General features: G+C 64.5%; 20 protein-coding genes and 2 pseudogenes. 12 read left to right on the top strand and 10 right to left on the bottom strand.

What is annotated here, in order from left to right:
- Positions 1–166 precede the first annotated feature (166 nt).
- The 7 genes and pseudogenes from EJ071_RS11465 to EJ071_RS11435 all read left to right on the top strand — a co-directional run bounded on the left by EJ071_RS11465 (position 167) and on the right by EJ071_RS11435 (position 7,270).
- Positions 167–1,687 (top strand): sugar ABC transporter ATP-binding protein, encoded by a 1,521-nt coding sequence (locus EJ071_RS11465; RefSeq protein WP_189521447.1) that lies wholly within the window; start codon positions 167–169, stop codon positions 1,685–1,687.
- Positions 1,688–1,710: 23 nt separating this feature from the next.
- On the top strand, positions 1,711–2,661 hold the full coding sequence (locus tag EJ071_RS11460; RefSeq protein WP_126097959.1) for an ABC transporter permease: 951 nt from the start codon (positions 1,711–1,713) through the stop codon (positions 2,659–2,661).
- A gap of 171 nt (positions 2,662–2,832) precedes the next feature.
- Positions 2,833–3,717: an AraC family transcriptional regulator gene (locus EJ071_RS11455; RefSeq protein WP_126097958.1), complete on the top strand. Its 885-nt coding sequence runs from the start codon at positions 2,833–2,835 to the stop codon at positions 3,715–3,717.
- A 39-nt stretch (positions 3,718–3,756) separates the two neighbouring features.
- Positions 3,757–3,831, top strand: a pseudogene (locus EJ071_RS11450) (glucose dehydrogenase); the annotation flags it as partial.
- Between the two features lie 33 nt (positions 3,832–3,864).
- Positions 3,865–5,472 carry an FGGY-family carbohydrate kinase gene (locus EJ071_RS11445; protein WP_126097957.1) on the top strand — a complete coding sequence of 536 codons (1,608 nt, stop codon included), beginning with the start codon at positions 3,865–3,867 and terminating at the stop codon, positions 5,470–5,472.
- A 133-nt stretch (positions 5,473–5,605) separates the two neighbouring features.
- Complete coding sequence (locus EJ071_RS11440; RefSeq protein WP_126097956.1) at positions 5,606–6,007, top strand: hypothetical protein; 402 nt, start codon at positions 5,606–5,608, stop codon at positions 6,005–6,007.
- 72 nt (positions 6,008–6,079) lie between these two features.
- Positions 6,080–7,270, top strand: coding sequence for an NADH-quinone oxidoreductase subunit D (locus tag EJ071_RS11435; RefSeq protein ID WP_126097955.1), 1,191 nt, complete (start codon positions 6,080–6,082; stop codon positions 7,268–7,270).
- 243 nt (positions 7,271–7,513) lie between these two features.
- Here the strand turns inward: EJ071_RS11435 and EJ071_RS11430 are convergent, their stop codons facing one another.
- Entirely contained in the window at positions 7,514–7,948 is a 435-nt protein-coding gene (locus EJ071_RS11430; protein WP_126097954.1) for a hypothetical protein, read from the bottom strand.
- A 329-nt stretch (positions 7,949–8,277) separates the two neighbouring features.
- On the opposite strand from EJ071_RS11430, the gene EJ071_RS11425 reads away from it, so the two are divergent.
- On the top strand, positions 8,278–8,457 hold the full coding sequence (locus EJ071_RS11425; protein ID WP_245460319.1) for a hypothetical protein: 180 nt from the start codon (positions 8,278–8,280) through the stop codon (positions 8,455–8,457).
- Between the two features lie 42 nt (positions 8,458–8,499).
- Here EJ071_RS11425 and EJ071_RS11420 read toward each other — a convergent pair whose 3' ends face one another.
- The 7 genes from EJ071_RS11420 to EJ071_RS11390 are packed head-to-tail and all read right to left on the bottom strand — an operon-like array spanning position 8,500 to position 14,775.
- A complete protein-coding gene (locus EJ071_RS11420; RefSeq protein ID WP_126097952.1) occupies positions 8,500–9,291 on the bottom strand; it encodes an SIS domain-containing protein in 792 nt (263 codons plus the stop codon).
- 22 nt (positions 9,292–9,313) lie between these two features.
- Positions 9,314–10,078 carry a GntR family transcriptional regulator gene (locus tag EJ071_RS11415; RefSeq protein ID WP_126097951.1) on the bottom strand — a complete coding sequence of 255 codons (765 nt, stop codon included), beginning with the start codon at positions 10,076–10,078 and terminating at the stop codon, positions 9,314–9,316.
- Positions 10,075–10,947, bottom strand: a complete 873-nt coding sequence (locus EJ071_RS11410) for an ROK family protein (RefSeq protein ID WP_126097950.1) — start codon at positions 10,945–10,947, stop codon at positions 10,075–10,077. Before EJ071_RS11410 ends, EJ071_RS11415 begins: the two co-directional genes overlap by 4 nt.
- Complete coding sequence (locus EJ071_RS11405) at positions 10,944–11,684, bottom strand: PIG-L family deacetylase (RefSeq protein WP_126097949.1); 741 nt, start codon at positions 11,682–11,684, stop codon at positions 10,944–10,946. The genes EJ071_RS11410 and EJ071_RS11405 overlap by 4 nt, the downstream gene beginning before the upstream one ends.
- Positions 11,681–12,520, bottom strand: a complete 840-nt coding sequence (locus EJ071_RS11400; protein ID WP_126097948.1) for a carbohydrate ABC transporter permease — start codon at positions 12,518–12,520, stop codon at positions 11,681–11,683. The genes EJ071_RS11405 and EJ071_RS11400 overlap by 4 nt, the downstream gene beginning before the upstream one ends.
- Positions 12,517–13,500: a sugar ABC transporter permease gene (locus EJ071_RS11395; RefSeq protein ID WP_245460203.1), complete on the bottom strand. Its 984-nt coding sequence runs from the start codon at positions 13,498–13,500 to the stop codon at positions 12,517–12,519. The genes EJ071_RS11400 and EJ071_RS11395 overlap by 4 nt, the downstream gene beginning before the upstream one ends.
- Positions 13,501–13,503: 3 nt before the next feature.
- Positions 13,504–14,775, bottom strand: a complete 1,272-nt coding sequence (locus EJ071_RS11390; protein ID WP_126097947.1) for an extracellular solute-binding protein — start codon at positions 14,773–14,775, stop codon at positions 13,504–13,506.
- A 323-nt stretch (positions 14,776–15,098) separates the two neighbouring features.
- Here EJ071_RS11390 and EJ071_RS11385 point away from each other — a divergent pair, with 323 nt between their 5' ends.
- The 3 genes from EJ071_RS11385 to EJ071_RS11375 are packed head-to-tail and all read left to right on the top strand — an operon-like array spanning position 15,099 to position 18,177.
- Positions 15,099–16,391 carry an extracellular solute-binding protein gene (locus EJ071_RS11385; protein ID WP_126097946.1) on the top strand — a complete coding sequence of 431 codons (1,293 nt, stop codon included), beginning with the start codon at positions 15,099–15,101 and terminating at the stop codon, positions 16,389–16,391.
- Positions 16,392–16,429: 38 nt separating this feature from the next.
- A complete protein-coding gene (locus EJ071_RS11380; protein WP_126097945.1) occupies positions 16,430–17,320 on the top strand; it encodes a sugar ABC transporter permease in 891 nt (296 codons plus the stop codon).
- A complete protein-coding gene (locus EJ071_RS11375; RefSeq protein WP_126097940.1) occupies positions 17,317–18,177 on the top strand; it encodes a carbohydrate ABC transporter permease in 861 nt (286 codons plus the stop codon). The genes EJ071_RS11380 and EJ071_RS11375 overlap by 4 nt, the downstream gene beginning before the upstream one ends.
- A 60-nt stretch (positions 18,178–18,237) precedes the next feature.
- On the opposite strand, the gene EJ071_RS11370 is transcribed toward EJ071_RS11375, so the two are convergent.
- Positions 18,238–18,897 (bottom strand): methyltransferase domain-containing protein, encoded by a 660-nt coding sequence (locus EJ071_RS11370; protein WP_126097939.1) that lies wholly within the window; start codon positions 18,895–18,897, stop codon positions 18,238–18,240.
- A 235-nt stretch (positions 18,898–19,132) separates the two neighbouring features.
- On the opposite strand from EJ071_RS11370, the gene EJ071_RS11365 reads away from it, so the two are divergent.
- Positions 19,133–19,753, top strand: a complete 621-nt coding sequence (locus EJ071_RS11365) for a TetR/AcrR family transcriptional regulator (protein ID WP_126097944.1) — start codon at positions 19,133–19,135, stop codon at positions 19,751–19,753.
- 4 nt (positions 19,754–19,757) lie between these two features.
- Here the strand turns inward: EJ071_RS11365 and EJ071_RS40235 are convergent.
- Positions 19,758–20,404, bottom strand: a pseudogene (locus EJ071_RS40235) (hypothetical protein).
- Positions 20,405–20,408: the final 4 nt, after the last annotated feature.

The following is a 20,408-nucleotide window of genomic DNA, read 5'->3' as shown; positions in this document are numbered from 1 at the left end:
GCGCGTCGCACATTAACGGATTCAGGCGACGCGCTTTAAGTGTTTGTTTTGATGCATGTCGTTCTCCCAAAACCGCTGCGCACTTTTGGGCGACATGCATTGGCCGCCAGCAAGGGTGGGAACGCTGTCGCGTTCTCACCCCATTTCGGAACTACCGGTTATCCAGATGAATGTCGCCGACGGCACGATCGTGCCCGATAGTCATGCGCCGGACAGCGCCGATGCTGTCCTGACGGTCGACAACGTCTTCAAGCGCTTCGGCCCGCTTGCGGTGCTGGACGGCGTCTCGCTGACCGTGTCGAAAGGGGCGATCCATGGCCTGCTCGGCAAGAACGGCGCCGGCAAGTCTACGCTGTCCAACATCATCGCCGGCCTTTTGCGCCATGACAGCGGCTCCGTCCTGTTGAACGGCGAGGACGTATCGGCCCTGCCGCTGACGGCGCGCAAGAAACGCGGTCTTCATCTTCTGTCGCAGCATTCGGAGATCTTCGAGGACCTCTCGGTCGGCGAAAACCTTCTACTGCCTGAATTGCCGAAGCGCTTGGGCCTGACCGACTGGACATCACTCCATCGGCTTGCGGCGCATCAGCTCGAAAGCCACGGCATGCCGGTTGACTCGCGTCGGCGCGCCGGCGATCTCAACGCCAGCGACAGGCGAAGGCTCGCCATCATCAAGGCGGTCGCGGCCGAGGCGTCGCTGATCATCCTCGACGAGCCGACGGCGGGCCTCGCCGCGGCGGAACGGCTGCATCTTCTGGAATGGGTCGAGAGCCTCACTGAACGCGGCACGTCCTTCATCTACATCTCGCACCACAATGACGAGGTGCGTCAGCTCTGCTCGGAATACACGGTGCTGCGCGACGGCAAGGTAACCGCCAGCGGCAAGGCGGCGGAGCTGTCGGCCGATGCCATGGCGCGCGTCATCACCGGCGCCGACGTCGCCGAATTCCATCGCAGCCGCGAGGATCATCCCGCCGCCATCGAGCTCAGCGGACTTACCTTTCCCGGCGGCGGGCCAGTCGATCTCGCGATCGGCCGCGGCGAGATCGTCGGCCTCGTCGGCCTGCTCGGCGAAGGGCCGCAGGAACTGATGCGGGCGCTGGGTGGCCTGCTGCCCGTCGAAGCCGGCAGCGTCCTCATCGATGGCCGCCAAGTCCGGCTCGGCTCGCCGGGGCAGAGTCTCGGTTCAGGCGTCGCCTATCTTACCCATGACCGCATCGGCGAAGGCCTGGTCGGCTCGATGTCGGTGACGGAGAATCTCAACCTCGGCAACTGGCCGCGCTCGCTCGGCTGGCTGGTCAGCGGCGCCGGCATGAACCGCCGCATGCGCGAGGCGCGCGGCGCCATGGATATCGTCATGGGTAGCGGCGGCCAGGAGATCGGCGAGCTGTCCGGCGGCAACCAGCAAAAGGTGCTGCTCGGCCGGCTCTTGGAGCGCAAGCCAAGGCTGCTTCTGCTCGACGAGCCGACGGTCGGCGTCGACGTCGCCGCCAAGGAACAGATCCACCGCCTGATCGACGATGCGACGAAGAAGGGCGTCAGCGTGCTGCTGCTCGCCCAGGACCCGGAAGAGATGCAGCGCCTCGTAGACCGGGTGGTGATCTTCTCCAAGGGCTGTATCGCGCGCACCTTGCGGAGTGCCGAGATAACCATCGACGCGATCGCCGAAGCGAGAACGGCACGATGAAAGTTTTGAGGTAAGGCTCGCAAATGGCCAGCAAGAAATTCCTTCTCGACAATGTGGTCTGGATCCTGATCGTGGTGTTCAGCATCCTCGCCGGCTTCCTCAATCCGTTCTTCCTCTCGGAAGGCAATCTGCAGAACGTGCTGGTGCAGGCGACCACTCTGGGCGTTTTGGTGCTGGCGGTCTCCTTCACGCTTTTGATCGGCGAGATCGATCTGTCGGTGGTCGGCAATCTCGTATTCTCGAGCATGGTCGGCGCCTATGCCATGCAGCAGTTCGGCGTCCACTGGACGCTGGCCGTCCTGATCACCATCGTCGCCGGAGTCCTCGTCGGCCTGCTCAACGGCTACTTCGTCGCCTATCTGCGCATGAACTCGCTGATCGCGACGCTCGCGATGGGCCTTTTCCTGCAGGGCGCGGTGCTCGGCGCCACCCAGGCCCGCACCATGGTCGTCGCCGACGAGGGCTACAGCTACATAGGCAGCGCCACCATCGGCAACTGGCCGGTGATGCCGATCGCCCTTTTCGTCGCCTATCTCCTGGCGCATGTCGTGCTCGCCTATTCCGCCTGGGGCCGGAACCTCTATGCCACCGGCGGCAACCGCCGGGCGGCTAATGCCGCGGGCATCAACGTCAAGCGGGCAAGGCTCGGCGCCTTCACCGCTTCCGGCTTCCTTGCCGGCGTGGCCGGCTTCCTCTACACCTCCTATCTCGGCGGCGTCAGCGTCACCGTCGGCAGCACGACGCTGCTCTATGCGGTGGCAGCACCGGTCATCGGCGGAGTTTCGCTGTTCGGCGGGCGCGGCCGGGTCATCGGCATGCTCGGCGGCACGCTGCTGATCACCGTCATCCAGACCGGCCTGCAGCTTATCAATGTGTCGGCCTATTACATCCAGATGATCGGCGGAGCGATGATCCTGCTCGCGATCGCCGTCGACGCCTTCCGCATCCGAAGCGAGGAACGCGGCGTCGTTTGAGACGCGGTTCGGTGTCGTGGAGGCTCAGAATAGTCAAAAAAGTACCAATGATCGGACGGGAACATAGTGGCGCCGGTTTTGTCGGCTCAGTAGTCTGGCTGGCATGAGGCCGATGGGAGGAGACGCGTCGACGAGGCGATCGCGCTGACGGCCTTGCACGGAGGAACAGCGATGAAACCTGACCTCGAGGTTGTGCAGATCAGGCCGGGCGAATCTTTCACCGCCTGGTCGCACGGCTATCCTTTTCGCACGGTGCGCTGGCATTTCCATCCGGAATACGAGCTGCATCTCATCGTCGCCACGCGCGGGCGCTATTTCGTCGGCGACTTCATCGGCGAGTTCGAGCCGGGCAATCTGGTGCTGACTGGTCCCAACCTGCCGCACAACTGGGTGAGCGATGTGCCGAAGGACGCGACGGTGCCGCTGCGCTGCCGCATCATCCAGTTCAACGAGGGCTTCATCGACGGCGCCATCAACACCTTCCCCGAGCTCGCTGCCCTGACGCCGGTGCTCGAAGCCTCGCGCCGCGGCGTGTTGTTCAGCCGGCAGACCAGCAGGCAGCTTGGCCCCCTGATGGAAGAGATCATGAACTCGCAAGGCGTGCGCCGCATCGAGCTGTTCATGATGATGATGGGGCTGCTCAGCCGTGCCGAGGGCGCGCGCATGCTCGCCAGCGCAAGCTATCTGCCCGACCCGTCGGGCTACATGTCGGCCGGCATCAACAAGGCGCTTGCCTATCTGCGCGAGAACCTCACCCAGCCCTTCAGCGAGACGGATCTGGCCGCCATCGCCGGTCAGTCGTCCAGCGTCTTTTCCCGCTCTTTCCGCCAGCACACCGGCATGACCTTGGTGCAGTATGTGAAGCGGCTGCGCATCAACCTGGCCTGCCAGATGCTGATGAGCGACGAGCAGGCTTCGATCACCAACATCTGCTTCGAGGTCGGCTACAACACCCTTTCCAACTTCAACCGGCAGTTCCTCGCCGAAAAGGGCATGACGCCCTCGCACTTCCGGCGGCTGACACTGCACAACATCAACATGGCGAAAGCGGCTTAGCCGGTCGGCACGACAACAGCGGCATCGAGACGTGGCGCAATGTTCATGCTCACCAGGCCGCGCAACATCACCATTCGCGACCTTGTCATCCCGCCGCAAAGCAATGACCTATAGGAACCGGACGGATCGGGCGAAGGATCTGAAGTCATGAGCAGCCATTTCATCGGCATCGACATCGGCACGGGAAGCGCGCGCGCTGGCGTCTTCGACGAAGCGGGCGCGCTGCTTGCATCCGCCAAGGCCGACATCGCCGTCTGGCATGCCGAAGACCATATCGTCGAGCAATCGAGCAACGACATCTGGCGCGCCGTTGCGGCCACCGTCCGCGAGGCCGTGACGCTCGCCGGCATTTCTGCCCAGTCGGTACGCGGCATCGGCTTCGACGCGACCTGCTCGCTTGTCGTTCTCGGGCCGGGCGGCGCGGCGCTGACGGTGAGCCCATCGGGAAATCCGGAGCGCAACATCATCGTCTGGATGGATCATCGCGCCACCGAGCAGGCCCGCAGGATCAACGAAACCGGCGAGGACGTGCTCAACTATGTCGGCGGCAGCATCTCGCCGGAGATGGAGACGCCGAAGCTTTTGTGGCTCGCCGAGAACATGCCGCGGACTTTCGCCGCGGCGCGGCAGTTCATGGACCTCGCCGATTTCCTGACCTGGCGGGCGACCGGCAGCCCGGCGCGCTCGACCTGCACGGTGACCTGCAAATGGACCTATCTCGCCCACGAGGCGCGCTGGGACGACGCCTATTTCCGTAAAGTCGGGCTTGGCGCGCTTGCGGATGAGAAATTCGCGCGGATCGGCACCGAGATCGTGGCGCCCGGGAGCGCGCTCTCCAACGGCTTGACGAACGAGGCGGCGGCAGAGTTTGGCCTGCTGCCTGGAACGCCCGTCGCGGCCGGCATGATCGACGCCCATGCCGGCGGAATCGGCTCGGTCGGCGCGCGCGGCGGCGCCGGCAATGTCACGACGCGCATGGCCTATGTCTTCGGCACCTCCGCCTGCACCATGACGACGACCGAGCAGGCTGCTTTCGTGCCGGGCGTGTGGGGCCCCTACTTCTCCGCCATGGTGCCGGGCCTGTGGCTGAACGAAGGCGGCCAGTCGGCGGCCGGCGCCGCCATCGATCGCCTGGTCGGCATGCACCCTGCCGCCGTCGAGCTTGCCGGGATAGCGACGCGCAGCGGCCGGAGCCTCAGCCAGTGGCTGGCGCAAGAGGCTGAGCGGCACGGCGGCGCGGCCAGGGCGGACAAGGTCATCGGCGGGCTGCACGTCGTTCCCGAATTTCTCGGCAACCGTGCCCCCTTGGCCAATCCCGACGCGCGCGGACTGATTGCCGGGCTGGACATGGCAACCGGCGCCGACAGCCTCGTCGCGCTCTATCTCGCCGGGATCTGCGGCCTCGGCTATGGCGCCCGGCAGATTCTCGAAGCCATGCGCGCCTGCGGCATCAATATCGACACGATCGCCATCAGCGGCGGCGCCGGGCAGAGCCCGCTGGTGCGGCAGCTCATCGCCGACACCACCGGCAAACTGGTCTACGCGCCGACGTCTCCAGAGCCGGTACTGCTCGGCTCGGCGATGCTCGGCGCCGTCGCCACCGGCCGCCACCCCGACCTTCCGGCGGCCATGGCGGCGATGTCGGAAGTGGGCGAGGTCTATTCGCCCAACTCGTCGCTAGCCGCCTGGCACGACAGGCGCTTTGCGGCGTTCGAGCGCCTGCAGGCGGCGGCGCTGTCGGTGCTGGCTGTTTGAAATTTCCATTCGGCAGCGGATGACGGCCATGCCGGCTCCGCCGAGCTTCGCCGTCAGCTTGCCACCCTTCACCGGGAACCATCGCTCGGCGGAGGGGTTGTGTCGTCAGTCTTCGAGACATGGAGGAAAGACGATGCGGACATTGACGATGGTCCTCACGCTTTCAGCGCTGGCCCTGGCACAGCCGGCCTCAGCCCAACGCGCCGGTCCGCAGCCTCCGCAGGCCCTGCCGCCAGCACAGCAACCTGCGCCCGACCAGCCGCAGGCACAACCCGATCAGGACAATTCCGGCCAGAAATTCACCAGTGTCGTGGTGGTGGCGATCGAGGATCTTCCCGCTGAAGTGAAGGCGCAGGCGGAAGCCGTGGTCACCAGGACGACTGCCAAGGACCTGGCCAAGCTGCAGAAATCGATCGATGCGTCGCCCGAGGCGGTATCGGTCCTGCATGCGAACGGACTGAATTCCTCGCAGGTCGTGGCCGCCAACATCGATGGCGACGGCACGCTGACGCTGATCATCCAGACAACGACATGATCGGCGCCGCGAGACGCGGCGGATCGGACAGGCACCAGCCAGAAAGAAACCAGATTCCACGAAGGGCCGGCCATGGCCGAAACCTCAGTCCGTAACTTCACGCTCAACTTCGGACCGCAACACCCGTCGGCGCACGGCGTGCTCAGGCTGGTGCTGGAACTGGACGGCGAGATCGTCGATCGTGCCGATCCGCATATCGGTCTGCTCCACCGCGGCACCGAGAAGCTGATCGAATACAAGAACTATCTGCAAGCCCTGCCCTATTTCGACCGGCTCGACTACGTCGCGCCGATGAACCAGGAGCATGCCTTCTGTCTCGCCGCCGAGAAGCTGCTCGAACTACCGGTTCCCCGGCGCGGGCAGCTTATCCGCGTCCTGTTCTGCGAGATCGGCCGGCTGCTGTCGCATCTGCTCAACGTCACCACGCAGGCCATGGATATCGGCGCGCTGACGCCGCCGCTCTGGGGCTTCGCCGAGCGTGAGAAGCTGATGGTTTTCTATGAACGCGCGTCCGGCGCCCGCATGCACGCCAACTATTTCCGGGTCGGCGGCGTGCATCAGGATCTGCCGGGGCAGCTGCTCGACGACATCTGGGATTTCTGCGATCCGTTCCTGAAGGCCTGCGACAATCTCGAGGTCCTTCTGACCGACAACCGCATCTTCAAGCAGCGCAATGTCGATGTCGGGGTGATCTCGCTCGACGATGCCTGGGCCTGGGGCTTCTCCGGCCCCATGGTGCGCGGCTCGGGCGCGGCCTGGGATCTGCGCAAGGCGCAGCCTTACGAGTGCTATCCCGAGATGGATTTCGACATTCCGGTCGGCAAGCACGGCGACTGCTACGACCGCTACCTCGTGCGCATGGAGGAGATGCGGCAGTCGGTGCGGATCATGCGCCAGTGTCTTGAGAAACTGCGTTCGGCCGACGGCGCGGGGCCGGTCGCCGCGCCCAACCAGAAGATCACGCCGCCGCCGCGCGCCACCATGAAGCGCTCGATGGAAGCGACGATCCAGCATTTCAAGCTCTACACCGAAGGGCATCGCGTGCCGCCTGGCGAAGTCTACGCCGCGGTGGAAGCCCCGAAAGGGGAGTTCGGTGTCTATCTGGTCTCGAACGGCAGCAATGTTCCCTACCGCTGCAAGATACGCGCGCCGTCCTTCGCCCACCTCCAGGCGATGGACTATCTGTCGCGCGGGCACATGATCGCCGACGTCGCGGCCATCATAGGCTCGCTGGATATCGTGTTCGGCGAGATCGATCGTTGACTGAAGCCGTCCGGAGAACAAGACTTTAGGGCAATTCCAGGAAAAGTGTGTAACGGTTTTCCGTCAGGAATTGCCTACGGTGAGGGCAATTCAGCGGTTCCACCCAACGCTGAACGGATCTGATGACGCGAGGCTGCCAGGCGTCACCCTGCCGGCCGGCGGGAAGAGCAGGCAACTCCCCTCCGCCTCCGGCAAAGTCCGGTATTGAACTTAGCCGCGGTTCCGCGAACCGCGGCTATCGCCTCAGTGCATGAACACCGATCTCAGCCAGGCGAGAATGCCTGAACCCGGAGAGATCGCCGCGCGAACGCGGGACGCCGCCCAGCGTGCCGGCAGATTGGCGCCGACATGACAATGGCAGACGACCTCATGCAACTGCCAGTCGCTGAGCTCGAAGAAGCGCTTCGCTTCGCCGTAGGTGTCGTCTTGCAAACCCTGCGCACGAAAGATCGGGTCTTCGAAGGCGACAGTGATTGGCGATCCGGCGGAACGCATTCTTTCGCGCACTTCTGGAGTGGCATATTCGGTGCCCGCAAGCGCCGAGAGGCGCCGGCTGGGATTTTGCTCGAGAAGTTGCGCCCAGCGTTCGAGGCGCTGGCCTCGACTGGCGATAAGTACCGCTGCTTCAGCATGAACGTCGGCAACGGCATTGAGTTGGTCAACGGTTTGGTACTTCAAGGCCGCCTCCTATGTCGGCAGTTTGACCACCCGCCCCGCAATGGAATTAAGGCGCTGCATGACGCCGGCAAGAGCCGAAATGGGTTACGGGAATCATTTGATCGGCATTCGCGTCGGGCGCCGCCGGAATGCGGCAGGCTCGCATTGGAACCATCCGCCGGCATGACCGTTTTGGCAGCGTCAGCCGCCAGTCGGGCGCTCGATGAGTGTCGGGGATGCGGCGATCAATCCGTCATGTTCTGGTCGGGCAGATTATCCGGTTACCGGAAACCGCATCACGCCGACGGACGGCCCGCCAGCGCAACGAGGGAAATCACTTAATGGCCATTATACCCAATCCCGATCCCACACCCACGCCAGTCCCCACGCCGCCGCCTTTTCCCGACCCGAAGCCGATGCGCGAGCCGGATCCGGAGAGGCTGCCGGACGAGCAACCCGTCCCCAATCCGGATGAGAACGATGTGCCGCCCAAGCACTCGGCGTGGGGAGATGTCCAGCGCGACATCTGAAAGCCCGGAAAGCGCCAGGGACACGCCTCCCGAGCCACGCATTCATTCCCCGCGCATCGTCGCCTGGAAGGCCGGCAGGTGCTTCTTCTGCGCCTCGATCATGCGCTCGCGGTAGACGCCGTAGATGACGTCGGTGTCGTGCAGCGTCACGCCGGCGATGGTCGGCGAAGCGAAGACCGGCAGCTCGATGCCGCGCTTCGACAGCTGCTCGGCCGTGCGCGCCAAGAGCTCATGCGCCATGATCATGGCAAGCACCGTCGAGGAACCCGACACCGGCCGGCTCCAGCCTTCGATCGGCACGACCGCGTCCTCGACCGGCGAGCAGGTGTCGATGACGAGATCGGCGGCGTCCGCCAGCCGCTTGCCGGAGGAATGCGTGGCCGGCTTGTCGAGGTTGTTCTTGCTGGTGACCGCGACGACGAAGATGCCTCGCTTCTTGGCATAGAGCGCGGTATCGATGCCGGAGGAGTTGCGGCCGCTATGGCCGAAGATGATGATGGAATCGCCCTTGTTGAGCGGCTGATGGTCGAGGAATTTCTCGGCGTATTTTTCCGTCCGCTCCAGCCACAAAAGCTCGCGCACGCCGCCGGCGCCGAGCACGTTGTGCCACATCACGCGCGGATCGGTGAGTGGATTGAAGCCGACAAAACTGCCGTAGCGCGGGAACATTTCCTGCGCCGGCAGCACCGAATGGCCCGAGCCGTAGAGATGGACCAGCCCGCCCTTCTCAAGCGTGTCGGCGAAGCGGCTCGCCGCCTGGCCGAAGGCTTCCGAATTGGCCTTCGAAGCCTGTTCGATGAGAGCGACGAGACGGGGAATGTAGAGATCGGACACTTTCGGTACTCCTGTTATCGTGTCAGCTTCTGGTGTTTGGGCGGCCGGCGCGCAGCGTCGAGCGGATCTCGTAGCGGTCACCGCGCATGACGGAGACGGTGAATTCGAACGGGCCGCGCTCGTCGATGGTGATGCGCTCAACGACGAAAGCGGGACTGCCAGCCGGTAAATCGAGCAGTTCGGCATCGGCACCGCTGACGGCGCCGACGCGATAGTTCTCGCGCGCCTCGACCGGCACGATGCCGTACTGGTTCTCCAACGCCTCGTAGAGCGAGCCCTTGAGCAGGCCGGCATCGAGGAAGCCAGGCACGCGCGCCGCTGCCAGCTGCGCCGTCTGGATGCCGATCGGCTCGTTGTTGCCGAGCCTGAGCCGCCGGATGCGCACGATAGGATCGCCCTCCTCGATCTCCAGCGCGCCGGCGGCGGCCGCATTGGCCGTCGTCAGGCTGCAGTCGAGCAGTCGCGAGCCGGCGACGACGCCGATATTGCCCATTTCCTGGGTGAAGCTGGTGAGCTCGCGCGTGCCGGCGACCAGCGTGGTGGAACGCACGAAGGTGCCCCTTCCATGCTCGCGCCTCAGCAGCCCGCTTTCCTCCAGATTGCGCAGCGCGTGACGCAGCGTGATGCGGCTGACCCCGAACAGCGCGCAGAGCCGGTCCTCGGCCGGGATCTGGTCGCCGGTCGCCCACTCGCCGCTCTTGACGATGGCGCGGATCGCCTCCTCGACCTGATACCAGAGCGGTTCGGGCCGCCTGCGGTCCGGCTGCTGAAAGCTCGCTTCGCTCATCGGATCTGCCTCCACCCGCTCCCCGCCTGCCCGGCAAGTGCTGCGCCAACCAGCCCCGCGCGCGGACCGAAAGCGCCGGGCCTCAGTTCGATGCCGCGCAGATGCGGCGGCAGTTGCCGCCGTAACGCCGCAAGCAGCGGCGGTGCAATCGCATCCAGCGCATCGGCCAGGCCGCCCGAGACCAGGATCACACCCGGATCGAGCAGGCCGACGGCGCCGGCGAGTGCGGTACCCAGCCGGCGTGCCGGTTCTTCCAGCAAGGCAAGTGCCGCGCGGTTCCCTGCCCGGCCGGCCGCGATCAATTCGCCGCCATTCGCGAGCCCGATCCGCGTGGACAGTTGATCGAGCGCGCGGCCCGAGGCCACGCGCTCCAGCCAGCCGCTGCGTTCCTCGCCCTGGTCGTCAATGTCGGCGCAGGCCCAGCCGAAGGAGCAGGCGCCGCCATGCGCGCCGGCGACGATGCGGCCGTTGGCCAGCACCGCCGAGCCGATGCCGGTGCCGATCGCAAGCAGGATCGTATCGGACACGCCCTTGGCCGCGCCTTCGGCCGCTTCGGCGAGCAGCGCGATCTGCGCGTCATTGCCGAGCGCGACACTGATGTCGGGAAACAGCGCCGCGACATCGATGCCGTCGAGCCATGGCAGGTTCGGGATCCATCGGCAGACGGAGCCTTCGACGAGTCCCGGCACCGCGAGCCCGAGCGCTTCGATGTTGCCGGCAGCCAAAAACGCACGGACGCGGGCGACGAAACCATCGAGGTTTTCCGGTGCCGGCTGGTGGCTCTGCTGCGCTAGCGCGGCGATATCACCTGTGTAGACGGCGGTCCGCAGATTGGTGCCGCCGAGATCGATGGCCAGCACCCGCGTCATGTGTCGCGCCTCCGGTCGGCAGGCGGCGCGAACAGGCCGCTGCCGGCATTCCAGGAATGCGAGGCGGCAGCAAAAGCCTGCGCATGGCGCGTGCCGCGCAGGCAGCCGCGCAGCCTGTAGAGCGCGCTGTAGTAGTCGACATAGGGAAAGCTGCTCAGCCCGCGCGCCAGCTCGTATTCCATCACAGCCTCGTGCCAGGCGTCGAAACCGGCGCTGACGTCGACGAGATGCTCAGGGCGAAAACCTTCGTCGTCCTCCCAATTCTCGCCGAAGAGCAGGAGCTGCGGCGTATGCGCGGGATGGGCCCGTTTCAGCGTCGGCAGAGCGGAAAGGAAAATGCCGTTCTGGGTGAGGTGCGCCGCGGCGCGATGGTCCTTGTGCCAGCTGCCATGCCAGTGGGTGATGACGACCTCCGGCTTCACCTCGCGTATGACGTCGCAGACCTGCAGGGCGGTCGCATTGTCGTTAGGCAGGAAGGCGTCGCGCAGTTTCATACTCAACATCGACACGCCGAGCCGCGCCGCAGCCTTCGCCGCCTCGTCCTCCTTCTGCGCCGAATACTGCTCCGGGATCAGGCAAGGGTGTCCTTGCTCGCCCATCGAGAGATGCAGGAAGGTGACCTGGGCGCCGCCCTTGGCCGCTGCCGCCGCCAGAGGCCCGGCGATGACCTCGGCGTCGAAGGCATGCGCTCCGACAACCAGGATCGAGCGCGCGGCATAGACCTTGTCCTCGATCATTTCATGCCTCCCCCGGCGCCGACGCCCTCGCGAATCTGGCGCGCCAGCAAACAATACATGATCAGGATCGGCGCCATGGAGATCGCCAGCGAAGCGAACACCAGGCCCCAATCCGTGCGGAACTGCCCGACGAAGACGCTGATCGCCAGCGGCACCGTCTTGTAGCGGTCGTCGAAGATGAAGATCAGCGGGAAGAAGAAGTCGTTCCACACCGCGATCGCCGTGAAGATGGCGACGATCGACACAGCCGGCTTCACCATCGGCAGCACGATCTGGAACAGGATGCGCGTCTCGCCGGCGCCGTCCATGCGCGCCGCCTCGTCTAGCTCGGAGGGCAGCACGCGCATGAAATTGGCGAAGATGAAGACGGCGAAGGGAATGCGGATCGCCGAATAGACCAGTATCAGCCCGGTCAGCGAATCGAGCAGGCCGAGGCTGCGCATCAGCGTGAACAGCTCCACCGATGCGAGCCTGATCGGCAGCATGATGCCGGAAAGGAAGAGGCCCAGCATGATGGCGTTCCAGCCGAGCCTGTAGCGGCTGAGCGGATAGGCGGCCATCGCCGAGACGACGATGGTAAGCATCACCGCGCCGCCGGTGACGATCAGGCTGTTGATGAAGTTGTGGCCGAGGTCGGCGCGTGTCCAGGCGCGGACGAAATTGTCGAGAGCCCAGCTCTGCGGCAAGCCGAGCCGGTTGTCGTAGATTTCGGCCGTCGTCTTGAAGCAGGAGACGACCAGGATGTAGAGCGGCAAAAGCACCGCCGCCGTCCAAAGCAAAAGGACGGTCCAGCCGGGCAGCCGCGCCAGCCCCTGCGGGATAGCGAGCGCGCTCATAACTCAATCGTCCGCTTGTCGAAGAAGCGCAGCATCAAAAGCGTGCCGATGCTGAGGATGAGGAACAGCATGGTGCCGAGCGCCAGCGCCAGCCCTATATCGGTGATGCCGACCGCGCCCTCGGCGCCGAAGGCCAGCCGGTAGAAATAGGTGACCAGCGTGTCGGTCGAATAGCTCGGATTGCCCTGCACGCCCTGCATCACATAGACGATGTCGAACTGGTTGAAGGTGTTGATGAAGGAAAGCGTGGTCAGCGTGCCGAGCGCCGGCATCAACAGCGGCAGCGCAATGGAAAACAGCATGCGCGCATTGCCGGCGCCGTCGAGCTTCGCCGCCTCGAAGATCTGGCCGGAGATCTGTCTCAAGCCAGCCGTGTAGATCAGCACCGGCAGGCCCATCCAGTTCCACGCATCGACGGCGATCAGCATGCCAAGCGCCGTGTGGCTGTTGCCGAGCACCGTCAGGCTCCCCTGATGCAGGCCGAGGCCGTTCAGCGCCCATTCGACGATGCCGCCCGGCGCCAGAAGCAGCCGCCACAGCGCGCCGACGATGACGGGGCTGAGCACCGCGGGGAAGAAGAACACCGACTGGAAGAAGGCCGCTCCCTTGTCGCGCAGGAAGAGCAGCCAGGCGAACAAGAGCCCGAGGCCGTTCTGCAGCAACATGATGCCGAAGAACCAGACGACGTTGTGCCCGAGCGCGCCATAGAGCCGCGCGCCGCTCGGGAAGACGAACAGGCGCGAGAAGTTCGCCAGGCCCGCGAACTCCTGCATGCGCAGCCCCTTCCAGGCGAAGAAGCTGCCCCATAGCGACATCAGCAGCGGGTAAAGCACGAACAGCCCGTAGACGGCCAAAGCCGGCAGGATGAACAGCACGGCCATGCGCTGCTGCGTGCGCTGGAGGCTGGTCATGCGGCGAAGCTTGATCATCGGCTGTTTTCTGTCGGGATGGAGCGCCGGCCGCGTCGTGGCCGGCTGCATGCCTTACTGCTTTGGCTTGAACCAGGTGGCGACGGCGGCCTGCATGTCGGCCGCCAGCTTCTCCGGCGCGACATTGCCCTCGACCATGTCGATGATCTCGGACTGCATCACCGAGGACGCCGTTGGCGTCTGCCAGCGGAAGCCGACAAGCGTGAGGTACGGCGTCGAGTTCTTCGACATCTCCATCATTTTGGCGAGCACCGGATCCCTGACGGTGACGTCGGTGCGTGCCGGCGGCCAGCCGAGCTCGTCGGCGAAGAGTTGCGCGAACTCGGTCGAGGCCATGAAGTTCAGCACCCTGGTCGCCGCCTCCTTGTTCTGGCTCTCCGAGACGAGACCATAGGAGCCGTCGGAGAAGGCCGACGTGTAGAGCTTGGTAGAGGCATCGTCGGCGGGGAACGGGAAGATCGAGAATTTCAGCTTCGGGTTCTGCGACTTGAAGCTGCCGTTCTCGAACGAGCCGCCGAAGAACATCGCCGCCTTGCCGCCGATGAATTGCTGCGTCGCGGTGGTGTAGTCGATGCCGGCGAAGCCGTCGGAATAATAGGGCTTCAGTTCGGCGAAACGCTTCAGCGCCGCAACGTAACGAGGATCCTCGAACGTCGCCTTGCCGCTCATCATCTCGTCATAGAAGCCAGGCCCGTAGATCGTCGGGCCGATGACGCCGACGCCGATCTCCAACTCCCACGCCGAGCCGTTGGCGCCGCCATTGGCGATCGGCGTGATGCCCGCCGCCTTGAGTTTTTCGCAGGCGGCGACAAAGTCCTTGTAGGTCTTCGGGATCTCGATGCCTTGCGCCGAGAAGATGTCCTCATTGTAGAAGACGCCCATCATCGGCACCGAATAGGGCACGCCATAGAGCTTGCCGTCGGCACGGCCGCGCGCGCCGCCAAGCGCAGCGTCCGGCATGTTCTTCAATTCCGCCACGCTGTCGTCGAGCGCGTCGAGATAGCCGCCTTCGATAAAGGGCTGCAATTCGCCATAGGCCTTGAGCTGCGCGATGTCGGGTCCGCGGCCGCCGCGCAACGCCGTGCTCAAGCGGTTCTGGTAGTCGGCGTCGGGCGTGAACTGGATATCGACCTTGATGCCCTGATTGTTCTTCTCGAAGACATCGAAGATGCGGCGCATCGCAGCCTCGTCCTCGGTGCGCCAGCTCCACAACGTCACGGTGCTGTCGGCTCGGGCCGGCAGCGTCGTCAAAATGCCGGCGCAGGCGGCGGCGAGGCCGCCGATAAGGCCGAGCGCGGTGCGCCGGTGGATTGAAAGCATGCTCATTTGCCGGTTCTCCCATTTTTTCTGTTTCTGGGCCGCGCGGCAGGAAGCCGCGGGAGAGTCATCTGCTTTTTCATAAAGTCATTATAACGACATGACGCCAATCGCAAGAGCCTGAAAGCCGTGGGTGACTATCTGACAGTCGCGAGTGAAACGGGGATGGCAATGTTATCCATATGAATTTCATACATAAATTTCCGAAGAGCGGTTGCTGAAGATTTTTGACCCACAAGCGCCAACCGAACGTTCTCACGTTGGGGCTTGCGCCCGAGATCAAACTTGTCATAACGTCGTCGCTTCTGTCGCGGCTTGTGTGGAGGATGCCGATGTCGTCTGCCTGGATCTCGAAACTGGCTCTTGCCGCGGGTCTCGTCGCGCTTCCCGCGACCGGCTGGGCGCAATCGGTCAACATCTCCTATCTGACCCACTGGTCGCCGGAGACGGTCGCGCTGCTCGAAGCGGCGGCCAAGGATTTTTCGAAGCAAAATCCGGATGTCGGCGTCACCGTGCGCGCGGTTCCCTTCGGCGATCTTCTGACCACGCTGCGCTCGCAGGGCGGCTCCTCCGACGGGCCGACGATCGGCGGCATCTACGATCTGTGGCTGCCGGAACTGGCAAGGGACAAACTCGTCGCCCCTGCGCCCGAAGCGATAGCCAATGAGGTGAAGAGCGCCTGGCCGGCGGGCGTCGTCAGCGCCGCCTCGGTCGGCGGCACGCTCTACGGCATCCCGAACGAAATCGACGTCTACGCGCTGAACTACAACAAGGAACTGTTCAAGGAGGCAGGCATTGCCGCGCCGCCCAAGACCTGGGCCGAATTCAAGGATGCCGCGGCAAAACTGACCAACAAGGATAAGGGCCAGCAGGGTTTTGGCATGATCAACTCATGGGCGGCAGGCGTGGTCCATCCTTTCGCCTCGCTGCTCGTGTCCAATGGTGGCAACCTGGTCAAGGATGGCAAGCCGGCGCTGGACAGTCCCCAGGCCGGCGAGACCTTCGGGCTCTACGAAGACTTGATAAAGTCCGGAGCAAGCAATCCGGCGATGGCGACGGCCGACGCCAACACCACCGGTCCGTTCCTCGACAATTTCGTCTCCGGCAAGACCGGCATGATCATCATGGCCAACTGGTGGGAAAGCGCGCTCAAGACCGGCATGGGGGACAAGTTCGCAAACGTCGCCACCGCGCCGATCCCCGTCGGCCCGAGCGGCGACAAGCCGCATTCGATCTCCTATTCCTGGATGACCGTGGTCAACGCCAAGGCGGGCGAGGCCGAGCAGAAGGCGGCCTGGGAATTCCTCGCCTGGCTGAACAGCCCGAAATCCGGCAAGAACGGCGCTTCGGCCATGTCCGACATCCTGATGTCGATGGGCATCCTGCCCTCGCGCAGCTCCGATATCGAGGCGCACAAGGACAAGCTCGGCTCCGAATTCCTCTCCGGCTATGTCAGCGTGCTGGCCGACGCTCGGCCCTTCCCCGTCGTGCCCGGCGGCCAGGAGTTCTCGGAATCCCTGCAGCAAACGCTCGAGGCGTTGCAGTATGGCCAGGTCTCGGCCAAGGATGCGCAAGTGAGCGCTGAGGCCGACGCCACGTCGATCCTGGAGCGCGCGGCGAAATAGGCTCGGGTCTTCGACCCGTAGCCATCGGAAGCATAGGAATGGCCAAAGCTTTTCGTGCCCCGGCGGGCATCATGCTTGCGCCCGCCGTGACATTGATCGGCGTCTTCGTGCTCTTGCCGATGCTGCTCACCATCTGGCTCTCCTTCCACGACTGGTCGACGCAGACGCCTTTTTCCGAAGCGAGCTTCGCCGGGCTTGGTAATTTCCGCGAGATTTTCGGCCCGACCTCGGTCGGGCGCGATTTCAAGACCGCCTTGCTCAACACCGCAGTCTATACCGCGCTTTCGGTCGTCCTCATCCTGCCGCTGTCGGTCGTCTTCGGACTGATGGTCTACCAGCGTGACGTGCCCGGCGGCACGGCGCTGCGGACGGTGCTGTTCTCCACCTACATGGTGCCGATGATCGCGGTGGCCCTGGTCTGGTCGAAACTCTATTCGCCGAGCGAAGGCCCGCTCAACCATTTGCTCGGGCTGATCGGCATCGGCCCGCAGCCCTGGCTCTCCTCGCCGCGCTCGGCGCTGGTGTCGATCGTCCTGCTCAATGTCTGGCAGCAGGTCGGCTACTTCACCGTGCTGGCGATCGCCGGGCTGACGCAGATTCCCGGCAGCCTCTATGAAGCCGCGACGCTCGACGGCGCCAACGGCAAAGAGCAGTTCCGCTTCATCACGTTGCCCTTGCTTCGCCGCACGCTTTTGTTCAGCGCCGTCATCGCCATCATCAACGCGGTGCAGGTTTTCGAGCCGGTGGCGCTGATCACCCAAGGCGGGCCGGTGGGCTCGACCAATGTGCTCACCTACCATATTCGCCGCGTCGGCATCGAACGCGCGCAGGGCGGGCTGGGCTCGGCCATGGCTGTGATGCTGATGCTGTCGCTGATCGTCTGCGTCTCGGCGCTGTTCTCACTTGTCAACCGCAAGGACGGCGAATGAGTACGGCCGCCCGTTCGCTCACCCGCAAGCGCCCCTCGGGCCGCAAGGCCTTGCTTGCAACGGCGATGCTCCTGGTCGCCGTGGCCTCCGCCTTTCCACTGGCCTGGATGGTGCTTTCCAGCCTGAAGACGCCGGCCGAGACCATGCAGGTGCCGCCAGTCTGGATCCCGCACGCGCCGACGCTCGAGGCGTACGAAAAGGTCGCCGGCGTCATCAATCTCGGCCGCTCGATGTGGAATTCCTTGGTCATCGCTTCGGTCACCACCGCCGGCATCCTGGCGACCAGCATGATGGCCGGCTATGCCTTTGCCAAATATTCCTTCCCAGGCCGCTCGCTGCTGTTCTCGCTGCTGATCGCCACCATGTTCCTGCCGCCGATCGTCACGCTGATCCCACTCTACCGCATGGTCGGCTCGCTCGGGCTCAACGCCAGCCTCGCCGGCATCATCGTGCCCAACCTCGCCAACGCCTTCGGCATCTTCCTAATGCGCCAGTTCATCGCCGGCGTGCCGGACGACCTGATCGACGCCGCGCGCATGGACGGCGCCTCCGAACTGCTCATCCTGTTCAAGATCGTGGCGCCGAGCGTCGCGCCGGCGATCGCCGCCCTCGCGTTGTTCGCCTTCGTCTACCACTGGAACAGCTATCTCTGGCCGCTCACCGTGCTGCAGGGCAATGCCGACGCCTATCCGATCGTCATCAGCCTGAGCCGGCTGCTCAGCTACAACCGCGGCGCTGTCAACACCGGCCTGGTGATGGCCGGCGCAACGCTCGCCGTGCTGCCGCCGCTCGTCCTGTTCGTCTTCCTGCAGCGCTTCTTCGTCGACTCGATCGTGGGTTCAGCTATCAAGGGGTAAGTCGTTCGGCCATAGGTTCATGTCGGACGCCTGCAGCCACCAGCGGCGTTGCCGCAATCCTCACACCTTGATACCGCGCAGGAAATGCAGGCCGAGCCAGCCGAGCGGGCCACTTTCAATGCGCTCGAAGCCCGCCGCCGCCAGCGGTTCGCGGAGGCGATGCAGGTCGAACTGGCCATGCAGGCCGTGCTTTGCCGACATGTGTCCACGCTCGCTGACGGGGCCGGCATAATCGATCAGCAACAGCCGTCCGCCGGGCGGCAGGACGCGAGCCGCCTCGCGCAGGCAAAGGCTGCGTCGTGCTTCCGGCACCATGTGCAGCACCGTGGTGAAAGTGACCGCATCGAAGCGTCCGTCCTCGAAGGGCAATTCGGCCGCATCGGCATGATGAAACGCGATATCGAGGCCAGCCCGGCTCGCCTTGCGGCGAGCGGCGGCAAGCATCTTTTCGGAGACGTCGACGCCAACCACCGATCCACCGGGTTGCACGCGGCGCCAGGCCGAAATCGCCTGCGTGCCGGTGCCGCATCCGACGTCCAGCAGTTGGAAGCCCGGCGCCAGGCCGGCCAGATCGAGCAGAGCGTCGCGATAGGCCAGGTCCCGCCCACGCGTCAGCACGAGAACGAGCAGGTCGTAAAGACGCGGGAAGCCGATGCCCTTGTTGGCTTCCGGGCCGATTGCGGTTTCAGCGGTACGCACTTCGCTTCGCATATGATGCATGTCCGTCACGTCCTTTCTTCGAAAGCGCCAGATCTTCAACAGCGCCAAGCTGGCGAATGCCGGTACAGTGGCTGCCAACTGGTGAAGCTTCGAAACAATGCGTATGATAATGGACACTCTGTCCGGAATTTTCGACGGACGATGCAACTGGAACGTCCGTTAGTGGACAATCCGGGCCTGCCGTCCTGGAAAACGTGCAGAGAAGGGAGCGGATTGGCAAAGGGAGGAGTGATTCATGCCGCGCGGAATCGATCGACGGGCCGCCCGTACGCGCAAGGCCCTTCACCAGGCGCTGCTGGCGCTCATGCTGCGCAAGGGCTATGAGGCCCTCTCGGTGCAGGACATCATCGATGAAGCCGATGTCGGCCGCTCGACCTTCTATGCGCACTATACCGGCAAGGAGGATCTCCTGCGCAGCGGCTTCCAGCTGCTTCGGGAAGAGCTGAAAGAGGCGCAATCCGCGGCGCCTGCAACAGCTGAAGCATCACACGACGACCCGCTTGGCTTCAGCACGGCCATGTTCGAACATGCGGCCCGGTATGCCGACCACTACCGGACGATGATCGGCGGGCGAGGCGGCGCCGTGACGGACAACGAGATCCGCCTGATCCTGTCGGAAATGGTCCGGCAAGAGCTGTCCTCGACGCTCCGAGACGATGCCATCCCGCGCGACTTCGTCGTGCAATTCATCGTCGGAGCCTTCCTGACGGCTCTGAGCTGGTGGTTCGAGCGGAAGCCTGGACTGCTGCCGTCTGAGGTCGACGCCATGTTCCGGAGCCTGGTGCTTGACGGGCTTTCACCCTTAATCGGCGACGAGCGCGGACGGACGGATCCCCTGCCGCAATGGGCATGCTGAGTGATCAATCCGAAGGGCCAGGCCCCGCCCGCAAGAGCCGATCAGAGAGAACTGTCACGCCGGGTGCTTGCCCATCGACATTCGGCAAGTCGAGCGCGGAACGCAGCAAGCCGGCATCCCGCTGGTAGAGCGTCGAATAGCGGACCGGTGCCAGGAGGTCGGCGTAAGGTTGGAAATCCGCAATACGCTTGTTGAAGGGTATCGCTCCGCAACCGGGAACCAGACAGTCTTCCTTTCCTTTCGGACATTGGCTGAAGGAACAGAGCCGGCCAAGGTAGCGGTCGCTGCCGGGCTCGAACAGGAATACGTCGAGCTGATGGTTGGCGACGCTGATGCCCACGCCTGCCTCGAAGGCCTTTCGCAGCGAGGCGGCTCCCGCGCGGCGCAACTCGCCGAGCCGATGTTGCGAGTCGATCCACACCGCCAGATCGAGATCGCCGCACTCGTGCCAGACCTCGATGCGCGCGCGGCGGAATTCGCTGAACCGGGGACCTCCTTCCAGAGCGGTTTTGCCACTGACCCTATGACAGCGATCGCCTCGATCTCGGGGAACGCCATCCAGGACTGCGTGACGACATCGGCGGCCTGGCGGAATTCGCGCTGGCGCCGCAGGAGGTAACGGTTCTGCTCTTCGATCTGCGCGCGCTTCATGGTT

This window comes from Mesorhizobium sp. M1B.F.Ca.ET.045.04.1.1, from assembly GCF_003952465.1.
GTDB lineage: Bacteria > Pseudomonadota > Alphaproteobacteria > Rhizobiales > Rhizobiaceae > Mesorhizobium > Mesorhizobium shonense.
Note: the sequence above shows the minus strand (reverse complement) of the source record. Positions and strands in the feature narration are given on the sequence as shown.